The organism is Paraburkholderia sediminicola, from assembly GCF_046027825.1.
GTDB classification, from domain to species: Bacteria; Pseudomonadota; Gammaproteobacteria; order Burkholderiales; family Burkholderiaceae; genus Paraburkholderia; species Paraburkholderia sediminicola_D.
This window is the reverse complement of sequence record NZ_JAQQDU010000066.1, coordinates 35,812-51,276: the sequence shown is the minus strand read 5'-3', so window position 1 is coordinate 51,276 and position 15,465 is coordinate 35,812. Positions and strand designations below refer to the sequence as shown.

At 57.1% G+C, this 15,465-nt stretch carries 11 protein-coding genes and 1 tRNA gene; 5 read left to right on the top strand and 7 right to left on the bottom strand.

Annotation, left to right across the window (positions count from 1 at the left end; all coding sequences use genetic code 11):
• Positions 1–439 precede the first annotated feature (439 nt).
• Entirely contained in the window at positions 440–1,729 is a 1,290-nt protein-coding gene (locus PQQ96_RS29340; protein ID WP_408299100.1) for a hypothetical protein, read from the top strand.
• Between the two features lie 45 nt (positions 1,730–1,774).
• Here PQQ96_RS29340 and PQQ96_RS29335 read toward each other — a convergent pair whose 3' ends face one another.
• The 5 genes from PQQ96_RS29335 to PQQ96_RS29315 form a co-directional block, all read right to left on the bottom strand.
• The gene (locus tag PQQ96_RS29335; protein WP_408299098.1) at positions 1,775–2,827 is read right to left on the bottom strand and encodes a thiamine-phosphate kinase; all 1,053 of its coding nucleotides are present in this window, start codon (positions 2,825–2,827) and stop codon (positions 1,775–1,777) included.
• A complete protein-coding gene (locus PQQ96_RS29330; protein WP_408299096.1) occupies positions 2,818–3,507 on the bottom strand; it encodes a BTB/POZ domain-containing protein in 690 nt (229 codons plus the stop codon). Before PQQ96_RS29330 ends, PQQ96_RS29335 begins: the two co-directional genes overlap by 10 nt.
• On the bottom strand, positions 3,504–4,373 hold the full coding sequence (locus tag PQQ96_RS29325; RefSeq protein WP_408299094.1) for a hypothetical protein: 870 nt from the start codon (positions 4,371–4,373) through the stop codon (positions 3,504–3,506). The genes PQQ96_RS29330 and PQQ96_RS29325 overlap by 4 nt, the downstream gene beginning before the upstream one ends.
• Positions 4,374–4,726: 353 nt before the next feature.
• Positions 4,727–5,806, bottom strand: a complete 1,080-nt coding sequence (locus tag PQQ96_RS29320) for a tyrosine-type recombinase/integrase (RefSeq protein WP_408299092.1) — start codon at positions 5,804–5,806, stop codon at positions 4,727–4,729.
• Positions 5,807–5,969: 163 nt separating this feature from the next.
• A tRNA-Lys gene (locus PQQ96_RS29315) sits at positions 5,970–6,045 on the bottom strand.
• Positions 6,046–6,248: 203 nt separating this feature from the next.
• On the opposite strand from PQQ96_RS29315, the gene PQQ96_RS29310 reads away from it, so the two are divergent.
• Together PQQ96_RS29310 and PQQ96_RS29305 are read left to right on the top strand one after the other, a co-directional pair.
• Positions 6,249–6,653, top strand: a complete 405-nt coding sequence (locus PQQ96_RS29310; RefSeq protein WP_408299104.1) for a PaaI family thioesterase — start codon at positions 6,249–6,251, stop codon at positions 6,651–6,653.
• A 44-nt stretch (positions 6,654–6,697) separates the two neighbouring features.
• Positions 6,698–7,573 carry a patatin-like phospholipase family protein gene (locus PQQ96_RS29305; RefSeq protein ID WP_408299090.1) on the top strand — a complete coding sequence of 292 codons (876 nt, stop codon included), beginning with the start codon at positions 6,698–6,700 and terminating at the stop codon, positions 7,571–7,573.
• Positions 7,574–7,690: 117 nt separating this feature from the next.
• On the opposite strand, the gene PQQ96_RS29300 is transcribed toward PQQ96_RS29305, so the two are convergent.
• A complete protein-coding gene (locus tag PQQ96_RS29300; protein ID WP_172310357.1) occupies positions 7,691–8,704 on the bottom strand; it encodes a D-2-hydroxyacid dehydrogenase family protein in 1,014 nt (337 codons plus the stop codon).
• 386 nt (positions 8,705–9,090) lie between these two features.
• Here PQQ96_RS29300 and PQQ96_RS29295 point away from each other — a divergent pair, with 386 nt between their 5' ends.
• Positions 9,091–10,959 (top strand): phosphoenolpyruvate carboxykinase (GTP), encoded by a 1,869-nt coding sequence (locus PQQ96_RS29295; protein WP_408299088.1) that lies wholly within the window; start codon positions 9,091–9,093, stop codon positions 10,957–10,959.
• 342 nt (positions 10,960–11,301) lie between these two features.
• Positions 11,302–12,402, top strand: coding sequence for a transcriptional regulator GvmR (gvmR, locus tag PQQ96_RS29290; RefSeq protein WP_408299086.1), 1,101 nt, complete (start codon positions 11,302–11,304; stop codon positions 12,400–12,402).
• Between the two features lie 149 nt (positions 12,403–12,551).
• Here gvmR and PQQ96_RS29285 read toward each other — a convergent pair whose 3' ends face one another.
• The gene (locus PQQ96_RS29285; RefSeq protein ID WP_408299084.1) at positions 12,552–15,233 is read right to left on the bottom strand and encodes a DNA topoisomerase III; all 2,682 of its coding nucleotides are present in this window, start codon (positions 15,231–15,233) and stop codon (positions 12,552–12,554) included.
• Between the last annotated feature and the right edge of the window lie 232 nt (positions 15,234–15,465).

Here is a 15,465-nt window from a genome sequence, read left to right as displayed (position 1 = left end):
CAGCACTATAAGGATAATTCAATTGTTTATCCTTTTTTCGCATTCCCATCTCTCAGTCCCGACATGTATCAACAGAGCGCGACGCGAGCGTATCAGAGTGGGGACGTAGCTTTGTCTCCCGAGTGGATTAGCAACCGTAGATTTGCTCCCGCTAATGATCCATTCTCTACCGCAGGCGTACTTCGAGATGTAATACAGGACATTGATCGTCTGGATAGTGACGCTAACGTATATTTGGCGCCGCTTTCGACAAAGGTGCAAGTGCTAGGATTTTCGCTGTATTGGTGGCTTGAGGGCCGGCATAGAGGAAGAGTGAGCGTGCTTCTTCCTGAGTGCATCAGATATTCTAGGGAGACAAGTCTGGGATTGAAGCGCCTTTGGAGTTTCACGATTGAAACGTAGTGCTCAATAATTCAAGCATTCTACGATCGACTATACAATGATTAATAATGAACTCGAACTCGTCGCACTGATTGGAAACGCAGGTACGGCTCAGATAGCTCATGATTTATTCGCGCTATTCGAGCCGAAACTGAAATCTTGGTATTTTATTCGCGCTTCTGACAAAGGCCCGTCGCCGGGCCTCTCAGTGAATAGAACGTTTGGGCATGGCGCTGCGGTGAAAACCTTGTTCGCTTCGGAAAAAGTGATTGTCTTGGACTCCCAAACGCTTGCAGACATGTCGCGGGGCCAAGCGACGTTTCCGATAGACTATTCTATTTCTCTTGATACGCAGGCGCTGAGTTACCTTGAACCTTATCTTTTGGGCAACACTGCAAAATTGCCGAAGGATTTTTCGGAGGTGTTTGCGTTCATTTCGCAACCCAATGTCAATGTTGATCCAATGCCGTACATGCTCGAGAACATGCAGAATGTAACGGACGAAAAAAAGGCGTCAAGAATTTATAAAAAGCTGTACGCATATGAAGTGTTCCGTACGATTGATATTCCTAACTTCGATGCGACGGGGGAAATTAGATCAACTGAACCGAGCAATGTTATAACGACTCGCGCCGAAGTGCTGATGAAGGACATGCGCCGGGATGCAGTCAATAAAAAGGCGGTCAACGTGATAAGGTATCGATTTCGATTGATACATATCATTCTTTTGAAGATCGCCTGCATCCAGCTGTCTAGCGGGGCTTCCGTTATTGAGAAGCTGCATGAACTGCTGACGTTTATGGATCAACGAATATGTACAATCTTTGCGCGCGAAGCTCTTTTAGCTCGCGCATATTTTGAGCGAGGCCAAAAGCTAACTTTCTTCGGAAAAATACATAAAAAGGGAGAAGGCTCAGCCGGTATCGGCGCCGCTGAGGATTTGTTGAATACCTTGCGGGGAATGGCTTGGGATTTACTGCACATTCGCCATCTTGAAGAGGCATTTACAATGAGACCTGAGAAATCTGCTCGCTATTATTTCCCGTCTTTCTTAACGTTCGATAAACGTTTGTCGGAGATAATCGATCTTTGTCCTCTTCGATGTATCGCATACAAGCGGGGATCGGCGCGCCCGATGCCTTTTTTCACTAAGGATTGGGTACGCGAGATGTCCGGCGACCCCGCTGCCGATGCGGAAATAGTTAGGCGATTTTATTCTACGAGCGCCGTCGCGAGTCGCGATAGGAGGCGATCGCGTGCCGATGGGCTGTTTGCGACTCTAGAGGCTGAGTTGGAGAGCGAATTACTCTTGGTTGCAGGCATAGGTGCAGGCACTAGATCCTCGTGAGGTTGATGACTTTGCGTGATAAAGAACTTACGCAATTCTCGGATTCTAGATTTTCGAGAGCACTTCGGTCGATACTAGTTGGGTGAAATAGTCTGACTCGTTCTCCATCCTTCGACGGAAATGCTCATTTCCGAGCTCACAATTCATCTTATAGCGCGCTTTCGTTTTTCCCGAGTAAAAACCCGCCGCCTCTTGAGGCACAACAGTTCCAATGATGCTAAGCGGCATTCCTCTGGGCGCTAGGCGCACTGCTCTTTGAGCATCCGCATCGGACATCGAGAACAACATGCCCCAGTCGCCTACCGTGAAGGCAAAATTTGTTGCATTGACGTTGAGCGCCTTAGACGCTTTCAAAGCCCAATCGTGGATCGGCAGTTGATCGAGGTCGAGCAGTATGCCTTGCTGATCGGAAGTAAGCAGTTGCAGGCCCTCCGACAAGCCGTCGCTCAGATCAACTGCCGACGTAACGGCGCAGGAACCGAAAATGAACTTTGCCTCGTCCCAAGCACATTCCGGATGCGATAGGCACCTTTCGTAACCTGAATTTTTCGTAACGAGTCCAGCCTTCATCAGTAGATAGGCACCCGCGAATCCACCGAGACGCCCAGCTAAAACAATTGAGTCACCAACATTCGCCGATCTCCGGCTAACGACTTTTTTCTTGTTTATTACGCCGATGGCGGTGCCCACAACGTTGGCTTCATTTCCCTCTTTTGTGTCGCCTCCTACAAACGCTACGCCTTTGCTGTCGCATGCTTCGGCAGCGCCGAGAATAATTGAACGAACGCGCTCCGGATCCCAGTCCCCTGGAACGGTGACGGACAACATAAACGCTGTCGGAAGCGCGCCTACCGCCAGAATATCGCTCAGATTCGCGGTCACTGCGAGACGACCCCACGTATCAAAGCCCGCCCAACCCATATACGCAGCTATGGGCCTTGCAGCACGATCAATCTTGAATGCGACTGAAATCTCTGGTAAGCCGATGTCGATGACGCTTGCATCGTTGCCAAATCCATTGATGAAGGTGTCAGCTCGTTTTAGGGACGGGATGAGGCTTCGAAGGAAGCTTTTCTCTCCGATGTCGTTCATTTGCATTCAGCACCTCCGAGAAGCGCTCTCATTTGCATATAGGCGTTGCGTGCTTGGGAGACCGACATTGGCATCGGCGTGTCGGATCGGTCACTTGAGCTGAAGTTTCGCTCCCGGAAGACGTTGATCATTCGATCATTGGGTGCATCTTGAACAAGCAGCGTTACTACTTCGGACGTTGCGGGTCCGGCACGATGTAGCTGTCGGTAGTCTTGAAAATAGGTTGTGAGCGGACCCATTTCGGTTCGGCTCTGCAGGCTGAGAGTGGCGTAGCTGTTGGCGAAGCCTTCTGGGTGGCAGCTTTCTCCGCGAGCGGAAAATTCTTTATGAATGAACGCTTCCCCCAAGCCGTTATGCTCGAAACACTCGTTTATTAGGCTGCCGTACAGCACCTTCGAAGCGAAGGATGCGACATGATCATGAACGTCATCCTTAACCTCCCCTTTTTTCCAAAAATGGAGGCGTATTCGCCGTGGGAAGGTGCCATCAATGTTCGCAACGACGAATTTATAGAAGCCCAGTTGATGAATATATCCATTCGCTCGCTCTGTACTCCCCAGAATTTGATCGCCAAGATAGGCCAGCGTGTTTTCGCAGGTTGCGTATCGCTCAACTACATCGAGGAGCTTTTCGGCGATCAAAGGTGAGTCTTTGGAGTCTGTGAGTACAGAAATTAGCTCTTTCATTGAACACCTATTTTTCGCTCAGTCGATAGTGATGAAAAGCCATTGGCGAAAATCTTGTTTTCTAGGTGCTCGATAACGTCACTATTTCTCTCCCTTGTATGAAGATCATTTTTGAGCTCTGCAACCGTTAACCAGGCGAATCTGTCGCCGGCTATATCAAATTCCTTATGACATATTTTATCGGTTAGCGACTCCGATGTGATCTGTGCAAAATAGAAGTCAAAATAGTAAGTGGTAAACTTGTTGTTTTTATAAGACTGCTTGGAATTAATCATGTCTTCATTCATGGGGGTCAAAAGCAAGTCGGCGGCTTCCGCAGATAATTTTTGACCCAAAGCTTGATGCAATTCTTGATTGGTATTAACGTTACCTGACTGGCTTTTCCCGAAATTAGGAAGTAGCCAACACTCCCAGTTTACAGAGTGCTGGACAAGTACCCGTTTCGCGCCGTCTTGTCCGATGGCCACGAATAGAAAGACGAAGCGACGATCTTGCGTCGTAAGTGACTGAGAAGTTATTCTTCTCAAGAACTCTTCAAATGATGGCTGCCTGAAAATTTTCAAGGTGACAATAGCAGACCAAAGCAGTAAGCAAGAGAACGTGCTTATGACAATAAAATTCCAAAGGGCTTTATCGATTCCCCATTTTGTGTTGATATCGGAAACGAGTAGCGTGAGACCGATGGTTACCAAAACACTGACTTGAGAGAGCAAGATTCCAATTAATGAAGCTCTGTTATCGAAATGCGGACGAAGCATGCCATCTAAGTGGAGGCGGTCGAAGAGTAGCTTTTCAGGCGGAATAGATGGCGGTTGATTCCACCCTACCGACATACTGATCTTTAATTTTAGGAAATTGAATTCCAATTTTATCCTCGTCTAAGACGTCGTTGCATACTGCGCCGCTGATACCCCGAAAAGAAACGCTGGCAGGACAGAAACTCCTCGCGCAGGTCAGGGCGAAGAAGCTCGCCCGACTGCTCTGGCTTGCTGCGCGTATCGTCCGCCCACCCGCTCGCCGACGTCATTGGGTGAAGCGTTCCCGGGGGTTATGAACCCTAGGGGCCCGGTTGCCGCGAGTACGATCACGGTAGATACGTTACAACAATGTGGAGTGTATCGCGACGCCAGCGGCTAGGAGGGCGCAGCGTGGCCGCAAGAGGCTGCGGCGTCGCTCGCTGTTTCGGCGCGTGGACACGAGCGCTGATTGGACGCGCGCGTTATCCCAGTTTCGCTAACAAACTCTCAGGCTTCAGGTGCGTATACCTCTTTAGCATCTGCATGCTTCGATGGCCAGTGATCGAGGCCACTTCCATTGGGTGCAGGCCCTTCTCAAAAAGTCTGGACGCAGCTTCGTGGCGTAGATCGTGCCATCGAAGGGTGCTTAGCTCGGGATCTTCGACGCTCGCCGTCTTGATTACCCGCTTCCAAACGCAGATAACCGCGTTGATGCTACTCCCAAAGACCGGGCCGTTCAGACTCGCAAAACTAACGTTGGGCGGACCATGCCGTGAGCGAGCCAGCCGGACGTCTGCTCCTTCCGCAATTGCGGCGAGTGTTCGGAACACGTTAATAGCTCGGCTGGAAAGCGGTATTACCGCCGGAACGCCCTTATTATCGGCTCCGCGGGCGTCAGGCGGAAACTTGATCATGCGGTTCTCGGCGTTAAGCCATTCCCAGCGTATGCTGAACAAGGCTCCTTGGCGCAAACTCGTCTCGATTGCCAGCTCAAAGGCGGGTGCGGCCCATAGATTGCTGCTGCTGGAGAGCAGTGCGTGGAGCTTTTCAAATTCACCTGGCCGGAGCCGTCGGTCACGCGCTTGGCTTCCTGCTGGCTTTCGAATATTGCCCAAGGGGTTTGACAGGCCCTCCATCCCCCACTCCTTCCGTGCAATTTCGAACAGATGACTGATAATCTGCAATTCAAGCCTGATGGTGTTTTCCGCTCGACCTGCTGAGCGACGGTCGTCGCGGTATTTGGCGAAGTCGGTTCCTCGAAGGCTGGCGAGCGTCCGGTAGGCCAAATCGTGACGAATCCACCGATCGATGCGTCGGTTCTCCTGATACGGATGCCGCTTTTCGGGGACGATGTCGCGTCGGTACCGCTCCAGCGCCTCTCGCAACGTTGTGCGCTCGGATTCGGAACTGTCGAGGTACGCTCTGGAGTCCATTTCCCCTTCGACACGGCGTGCCCACTGTTGCGCTTGCTGCTTTGTGTCGAACGTGTGGTAAACGGGTTTGTACCCGCGCCGACGGATCTCGGCGCGCCAGTAGGCGCCGCGCTGACTGATGTACGCCATCTTCAAGCTCCAGAAAACATTTATGAAATGCTTGGTCTGGATTCTCGGATTCCGGCGGATTTCCGGCAAAGGCAAGTTTTTGACACTTGCCCGCCCGCCCTACAGACGAAAAAAAAGCACCGCGATCGCTCGCAAGTGCTTGATTTCCTACTGCTAAATTCGGTGGTGGGGCGTGACAGATTCGAACTGTCGACCTACGGATTAAGAGTCCGCTGCTCTACCAGCTGAGCTAACGCCCCAAACAGAAGCGAAATTATGCCGAAACTTTCCGAGATTGCCAAGCCCCTTTAGCAGATTTCTTATAAAAATCTGGGCTTGGTACGTCCGGCACGTGCGCTGCCTGCCGTCAGGCACCAGAAAGGCGCGCAGTTCCCCGTCCCGGTATCATGTCGCGGATCACCTGCCGCTCGAAGCCTCGCGCGGCTTTCGACCGGGAACCACCATGGATGACAAAGAGATTAACGAGCTGCTCGACCGCATCCTCGCCCCGTGGGTCCGCGCGCTCACGCTGACCCCGGTCAAGGTCGACGAAGAAAGTGCGACACTGCGCCTGCCGTTCTCCGGCGGACTGCGTCATTCCGGCGGCGTGATCTGCGGACAGGTCTTTATGGCGGCCGCCGACACGGCGATGATCGTCGCGATTTCGGCCGCGCTCGGCGGCTTCAAGCCGATGAGCACCGTCTCGCTCAACATCAGTTTCATGCGCGCGGTCCGCAACGGCGACGTGCTGATCACCGCGCGCGTGCTGCGCATGGGCCGCAATCTGGTGTTCGGCGAAGTCGAGTTATTCGACGATGCCGGCAACATGGCCGTCCATGCCACCACCACCTACGCGCTGTTCGACTGAAACCTGAAACGGGTTCGCAAGCCGCATTAGAGGAAAAAGCCAAGATGTTCGATCAGGTCGTATTCGCCGGCGGCGGCAATCGCTGCTGGTGGCAGGCGGGATTCTGGGACGTGGTGCAGCCGGAGCTGGATATCCGTCCGCGCGTCATCACCAGCATTTCGGCTGGCGCCGCGACCGCGTGCATGCTCTACACGCGTGATTCCGACTGGGTCATGCGTTACTACGAAGACGCGCTGCGCCACAACACCCGCAACGCATACTGGGGCAATCTTCTGCGTGGCGAATCGGTGTTTCCGCATTACCGGATCTACCGGCAGGCGCTGCTCGACATTTACGGTGAGAAGTTCTCCACGCTCGCGAACGCGCCCGAAATCCGCATTGGCGTGTCGCACCTGCCGCGCTGGCTCGGCGCGCGAAGCGCCGTCGCAGCAGGGCTGATTGCGTACAACATCGAGAAATATGTGCGCAAGACGCTGCATCCGACGCTCGGTCAGACGCTCGGCTTCCACCCGGAATTCGTGCGCGCGCAGGATTGTGCGACGGTCGAAGATCTCGCCGATCTGATTCTGCAATCGTCGAGTACGCCGCCGTTCACGCCGGTCTTGCGGCGCAACGGCCGGCCGGTGCTCGACGGCGGAATGGTCGACAACGTGCCGGTCGGCGCGCTCGACGCCGATGCCCCCGGAAACGTGCTGGTGATGGTTACGCGGCTTTATCCCCGGCCGCAAATGTTCGTCGTGCCGCACGGCGTGCAGCAACGGCTCTATGTGCAGCCGTCGCGCAAGGTGCCGATTTCGAGTTGGGACTACACGAGCCCGTCGCAGATGGTGCACGCGTACAACCTCGGCCGCGCCGACGGCGAGGTCTTTCTCGAGCGCGTGCGCGATCTGCTGGAGGCCGGCGCGCACGAGGCGTGCTGAGATGAGTGGCAGCGGCGGCGCGGTACCTGGAAGCGGGAGTGACCTGCAGGCTACGCGCCAACGAGATTGGCGCGCAGCTTAAAGCCAGAATGTACCGCGAGGGATTGACGCCGAAAATTACCGCCGACGCCCGCCTTGCAACGCCTCCGGATTCGCCACGCTGGACGTATCGCCGGCGTCGAAAGCCAGAATGTTCTGGAATGCCGCGGTGAAATACAGCTCGTAGCTCTCGCGCTCCACGTAGCCGATGTGCGGCGTGCAGATCACGTTCTCCATGCGCAGCAGGCTGTAGCCCTGCAGAATCGGCTCGCTTTCGTAGACATCGATCGCGACCATCCCCGGACGGTTATGCGACAGCGCGTTCACCAGCGCGTTTTCGTCGAGCAGTTCGGCCCGGCTCGTGTTCACAAGCAACGCGGTCGGCTTCATCCGCATCAGGTCTTCCTGTTTGACGATGCCGCGCGTGTCGTCATGCAGACGCAGGTGCAACGACAGCACATCGCTTTGCTCGAACAGTGCCTCGCGGCTCTCGGCCACGCCATATCCATCCGCGAGCGCCGCTTCGCGCGAATGCTCGCGGCCCCAGATCAGCACATTCATGCCGAACGCCTTGCCGTATCCGGCCAGCAGCCGGCCGATCTTGCCGTAACCCCAAATCCCCAGTGTCTGGCCGCGCAACACCTGGCCCAGGCCGAAGTTCGGCGGCAGCGCCGACGTCTTCAAACCGGACTGCTGCCAGGCCCCTTGCTTAAGGTTTGCTACGTATTGCGGAATCCGCCGTTGAGCCGCCATGATGAGGGCCCAGGTCAGTTCGGCGGGTGCGATCGGCGAGCCGCTGCCTTCCAGCACGGCGATGCCGCGCTCGGTACAGGCTGCCAGATCGATATGGCTGGAGACTTTGCCGGTTTGGCTGATCATGCGCAAACGCGGCAACTTATCGAGCAGTTGCGAGTTGATGCGGGTACGTTCGCGAATCAGGACTAAGGCGTCGACTTCGGAAAGCCGGCTCGCCAGTTGGCCGAGACCGCGGACCGTGTTGTTGAAAACCTTGACCTCATGGTCGGCCAGCAGTTGAAAGCAGTCGAGCTTGCGGACGGCGTCCTGGTAATCGTCGAGGATGGCAATCTTCATGGTATGTGTCTTGCGGCGCACCATAGCGGTGCGAAACGGAGTGTTATGCTGACTGTCCCACCATGTGACCTAGGTCACATGCCGGTCTGGCTGAATGCCTTACCGTAGAAGCTGCCGCGTAGAACGGCAGCGCCACGGCAAGGCCGATTGACATCGTTTTTAACAGTTTGTTGCGTGTTGAGGCAAGTCGCTTTACAGACGGTTGCAGACGACCGCCTGCAAGGCCGTTCGGACGCCTCCGCGCAACAGGCCGTGTAGCCCACGATGACCTGCACAATTGCGCGTCGGCTGGCAGGAAAGTCGATGCGATGAATTGAACGCCTCTCGCATGCAGCATCGCTGGGCTTGTACCGTTTTTCTATTGCTTTCAAAACGGAGACAAGTCGATGAATCATCCCTCATTCGAAGGACAGCCCACAATCGAGGCGTCCGCAGGGGCGCCCGCCTGGGTCAAGCACCGAAAACTGATCGACTGGGTCCAGCGCGTTGCCGCCGTGACCAAGCCCGCTCGAATCGTCTGGTGCGACGGCTCACAGGAGGAGTACGACCGCCTATGTGCCCAGATGGTCGAAGCCGGCACCCTCAAGCAACTCAATCCCGCCAAACGTCCCAATTCCTATCTGGCATGGTCCGATCCGTCGGACGTGGCGCGTGTCGAAGACCGCACGTTCATCTGCTCTAAGCACCGCGAAGATGCCGGTCCCACCAACAACTGGATCGAACCGGCTGAGATGCGCTCGACGCTCGACGGCCTGTTCGACGGCGCCATGCGCGGCCGCACGATGTACGTGGTGCCTTTCTCGATGGGGCCGCTCGGTTCGCCGATCGCGCACATCGGCGTCGAATTGAGCGATAGCCCCTACGTCGTGACCAACATGCGCATCATGACGCGTATGGGCCGCAAGGTGTACGACGTGCTGGGCGAAGACGGCGAGTTCGTGCCGTGTGTGCATTCGGTCGGCGCGCCGCTCGCGGCGGGCGCGAAAGACGTGCCGTGGCCGTGCAACGACACCAAATACATTGTCCATTTCCCCGAATCGCGCGAAATCTGGAGCTATGGCTCGGGCTACGGTGGCAATGCGCTGCTGGGCAAGAAATGCTTCGCGCTGCGCATCGCGTCCACGATGGGCCGCGACGAAGGCTGGCTCGCCGAACACATGCTGGTTCTTGGTGTGACGTCGCCGGAAGGGCGCAAGCATCACGTCGCGGCGGCGTTTCCGTCGGCTTGCGGCAAGACCAATTTCGCGATGCTGATTCCGCCAGAAGGCCTGAACGGCTGGCAAATCTCCACGATCGGCGACGATATTGCGTGGATCAAACCGGGTACGGACGGCCGTCTGTACGCGATCAACCCTGAGGCGGGGTATTTCGGCGTCGCGCCGGGCACGAGCGAAAAAACCAACTTCAACGCGATGGCCACGCTGAAGGAAAACGTCATCTTCACCAACGTCGCGCTGACGGACGACGGCGACGTCTGGTGGGAGGGCATGACCGACGAGCCGCCCGCGCACCTGATCGACTGGCAGGGCAAGGACTGGACGCCCGCGACCGCGAAGGAGAGCGGGCGTAAGGCTGCGCACCCGAACGCGCGCTTCACGGCGCCGGCTTCGCAATGTCCGTCGATCGATGCCGACTGGGAGAACCCGGCAGGCGTCGCGATCGACGCATTCATTTTCGGCGGCCGCCGTTCCACCACCGTGCCGCTCGTCACTGAAGCGCGCAACTGGGTCGAAGGCGTCTACATGGCGGCGACCATGGGCTCGGAAACGACCGCGGCGGCGGCGGGGCAGCAGGGCGTGGTGCGCCGCGACCCGTTCGCAATGCTGCCGTTCTGCGGCTACAACATGAGCGACTACTTCGGGCACTGGCTGAAAACCGGCGAGCGTCTCGAGAAGCTGAACGCGACGCTGCCGAAGATCTTCTGCGTCAACTGGTTTCGCAAAAGCGCGGACGGCAAGTTCGTCTGGCCGGGCTTTGGCGAGAACATGCGCGTGTTGAGCTGGATGGTCGGACGCATCGAAGGCAAGGCACAAGGTGAAGAACACACGTTCGGCATCTCGCCGCACTATGAAGACATCGACTGGAGCGGTCTGGATTTCAGCCGCGAGCAATTCCAGCAGGTGATTTCCGTCGACGACGCGGCGTGGCGCGACGAACTCGCGCTACATACCCAATTGTTTGACACATTGCAGCAAGGTCTGCCGCCGGCCTTGACGCAGACTAAACTCACGCTCGAAGGAAAACTCGCTGCCTGATTAGGTGAGTATTCACTTCGCATGGAAGCCGCCTTCGGGCGGTTTTTCTTTTCCAGTCCGACCCCGCATTACGATTTTTTCCGATTCCGCAATGCCGGGGCAACCTTTGCATCTGTTCGAACAAAAAAGACAGTGCAAGCTGCAGTGCAGCAGATTGTTGCTCATGTCAGAACAATCGAGGTTCATGCCCCACATTTGGGCGCACAGTGGCACAAATATCGACAATATTTCCGCTTTGGCGGGCAACTTCTGCACGATTTCGCGAGTCGTAGGAGAATTCCAAGTTCGCTTCACTGGTTTTCACTAATTGTCAGGAAGCTGTAACACGGCAGGAGTTGTCCCATGGATCATTTGCAGTCGATGCGAGTTTTCGTCAAAGTGGCGGATCTCGGCAGTTTTGCCCGCGCTGCGAGCGCGATGGATATTTCCAACGCAGTGGCCACCCGTCACGTTGCCGATCTCGAAGGCCGTCTTGGTACGCGGCTGCTTAATCGCACAACCCGCAGCTTGTCCCTGACCGAATCCGGCCAGGTTTATCTTGAGCGCGCGCGCCAGATTCTCGACGAACTGGAAGACGTCGAGCAGATGGTGGTCGCGCGGAATCACGAACCCGTCGGCACGTTGCGAATAGTCGCACCGGTCGTGTTCGGGTTGCATAACCTTGCGCCGGTACTGCAGACGTACGCAGAGCGCTATCCGAAAGTTATTCCCGATGTCACGCTGGTCGACCGTCAAGTTGATCTGGTCGAAGAAGGTTTCGACGTGGGCGTGGTGGTCACACGGCAAATGCGCAGCGCGAGCATTGTCACGCGGCGTTTGACCACCGGTTGCATGACGGTGTGCGCAACGCCCGCGTATCTGGAAAAGCACGGCATACCCACCCGCCCCGAGCATCTGCTCGAGCATCCGTGCCTGAGCTTGCCGTCCGAGTATTGGGGCGACGAGCGTGTATTCACGGGCTCGGAAGGTGAAGTGCGTGTGCGTCCGTCCAACGTGATCGTGGCCAACAACACGGAAATGCTGCGGCAGTTCGCGCTGCTCGGCATGGGCATCGCGATTTTGCCGAGCTATCTGATCGGCCGCGATATGACGCGCGGCAGGCTCGTGCGTTTGCTTGGCGATTTCCGTTTGCCACAGGTCGAGATCAACATTGCGTATCCGAGCCGCCGTCACTTGCCGGCAAAGGTACGTACGTTCATCGATCATCTGGTTGAGCATTTCAGCCAGACGCCGAACAGTCTGCTCGGCGAGCAGTGGATCAAGGACGGCCTTGAGAGGCCTGTCACGTCCGCCGCGCTCGATGCAGCGAGCCACATGCCGCCGGAAGCGTTCGATGGCGCTGAGCCGCTGTCACGGCTGCTGGATAGCGAGTTGTCGCCGGTGCCGAAGACGTTGGCAAAGGCGACGAATCGTCCACGGCCCACCGCGCTGTCGCCCCTGTAACGATTCGGGCGATGGTGTCGGCAGCGCTTGAGATAAGCGCGGTCTGGCTGACAAATAAAAAGGCGCAGTCACTTTCGTGACTGCGCCTTTTTTCTGGCAAGTTCGACGCTGGCCGGAAGCTGAATGCCCTTCCGGCCCACGCGCCCGACTTACGAGCCTGTCTTGCGCGCGACCGTTTTCTTGGCCGGCGCCTTCTTGGCAGCGGCGGTCTTCTTCGCAGCCGCAGTCTTCGTAGCGGGTGCTTTCTTGGCCGCGACCTTCTTGGCGGGCGCCGCCTTCACGGCGACCGGTGCATCTTCGTCGTCATCCGACTCAGGCACTGCCTTGGCGGCTGCCTTAGCTGCCGCGGTCTTCGCAGCCGTCTTGGCGGACGGCTCTTTCTTCTCGAATTCGAAGCCGATCTTGCCGTCGTTCTGCTTGACGAGGAACGCCTTGAAGTTGCGGCCGGTACGCGACGACTTGAAGTTTGTCAGCAGGTCGGTGCGTCCTTCCTCGAGCAATTTCCCCATCTGCTCACGCGCGATTTCCTGCTGCAGAATCACCTTGCCCGAGCGGAAGTCGCAAGTCTTCGGATTCGCGACCGAGTTCTCGCAGACATAGCTCATGCCGTGCTCGAACACGCGGCCCTTGCACTTCGGGCACGCGCCGACCGACTGCTGGTCGGAGAAGTCAGGCGGTTCGCCGTCTTCGCCGCCCGAGTCCTGACCGAAGTCGAATTCGAGCTTGTAGTTCTTGATCTCGTCGTCGAGCGAGAGCTTCAGGATCGCCGAGAACGGGCGCCCCATCTTGCTCCGGAAACCCGAGAGCGGCCCGATCGTCTTGTTCTGCAACAACTCTTCAACTTCCGGGATTTCGAACTGACGTCCGCCCGGAATCTTCGAGATTGAAAACTCGCACTTCGAGCACGCGAAGCGACGGTAGTTTTCCTTCACCTGACCGCCGCAATTCGGACACGGCGTCTGCAACGTCGCGTAATCACCCGGGATCGTATCGGAATCGTACTCTTTCGCGCGCTTGACGATGGTCTGCGTCATGCGGGCGATTTCCTGCATGAACGCGTCGCGCGGCAAGTTGCCCCGCTCCATCTGCGAAAGTTTGTATTCCCACTCGCCGGTCAATTCCGGTGCGGTCAATTCCTTGACGCCGAGGCCGCGCAGCAGCGTCATCAGCTGGAAAGCCTTGGCAGTCGGAATCAGATCGCGGCCTTCGCGGATCAGATACTTTTCGCCCAACAGCCCTTCGATGATGGCGGCGCGCGTGGCTGGCGTGCCGAGCCCCTTGGCCGCCATGGCTTCGCGCAGTTCGTCGTCTTCGACCAGCTTACCCGCGCCTTCCATGGCCGACAGCAAGGTCGCTTCGTTGTAGCGTGCGGGCGGTTTCGTCACCAGTTGCTGGGCGGCGATCTTGTCCGTCTTGACCTTCTCGTCCTTCTGCACCGGCACGAGGTTCGCGTCTTCGCCGCTGATTTCGCGGCCATAGACCTGCAACCAGCCCGGTTCGACCAGCACCTTGCCTTCAGTCTTGAAGTGATGACCGACCACTTCCGTGATCCGCGTCGTCACCCGGTATTCGGCGGCCGGGAAGAACACCGACAGGAAGCGCTTCACGACCAGGTCGTAGAGCTTCTGTTCCGGCTCGGAAAGATTCTTCGGCGCTTGTGCCGTCGGGATGATTGCGAAGTGGTCGCTGATCTTCGAGTTATCGAAGATGCGCTTGTTCGGCTTCACCCAGCCCTTGTCCAACACCTGCTTGGCATACGGGAGATAGTTGTTGCTCTCCTTGAGCATGCCCAGCGTTTCCTTGACCGTATCCATATAGTCTTCCGGCAACGCGCGCGCGTCGGTCCGGGGATAGGTCAGCACCTTGTGCTTTTCGTACAGCGCCTGAGCAAGGCCCAGCGTGTTCTTGGCCGAGAAGCCGAAGCGGCCGTTGGCTTCACGCTGCAAGCTGGTCAGGTCGAACAGCGCCGGCGACAGTTGCGTGGACGGCTTCGATTCTTCCGTCACCGTGCCGATCTGGCCACGGCAGGCAGCGACGATCGTCTCAGCCGCGGGCAGCGCCCACAGACGCGAATCGCGTTTTTCAGGATCGAATTCGTCGCGCTTGAATTTCGGATCGAACCAGCGGCCTTCGTAGAAGCCGCCCGCACAGACGAAGTCTGCCTTCACTTCCCAGTAATCGCGTGGCACGAAACGGCGAATCTTTTCTTCGCGCTCGACGACGATCGATAGCGTCGGCGTCTGCACCCGCCCGACCGTGGTCAGGAAGAAGCCGCCGCCCTTGCTGTTGAACGCGGTCATGGCGCGCGTGCCGTTGATGCCGACCAGCCAGTCCGCTTCCGAGCGGCAGCGTGCCGCATCGGCGAGCGGCTGCATCTCCTCGTCGCTACGCAGACGGGCAAAACCGTCGCGTATCGAACCGGCTGTCATCGACTGAAGCCACAGGCGCTGCACAGGTTGCTTGGCTTTCGCGTGCTGCGCGATCAGGCGGAAAATCAGCTCACCCTCGCGCCCCGCGTCACATGCGTTAATCAGGCGGTCGATGTCTTTACGCTTGAGCAGCTTGGTCAGCACCTTCAGGCGCGACTCGCTCTTGGCGATCGGATTCAGATCGAAATGCGGCGGAATGACGGGCAGGTTGGCGAAACTCCACTTGCCGCGTTTAACTTCATAGTCTTCGGGCGCGGCGATTTCCAGCAAGTGGCCGACTGCCGAGGAAAGGACGTAGTCGTCGCTTTCGTAGTATTCGTCATGCTTGGTAAAACCGCCCAAAGCGCGCGCGATGTCGTTCGCGACGGAAGGCTTTTCGGCGATGATCAGTGCTTTGGACATGACTCGATGTGAGGTTGGTAGATCCGGGTTGATGGCCTTGAGTGCGCTTAATTAGCGCGACCCTCGTTTGCGACCTTTGCGACCCAATAACGACCGCTTTATAGCACACGGCGCAAGAGCGGCGTGTCAAGTGCCATAAAAAGCGCGCCATGATAATTGCGCGCTCAGTATTTGAGCAAGCTGCGGAAAACGCAGCGTGTACCGCTTGCAACGCCCGTGCAGCAAGGTTCGG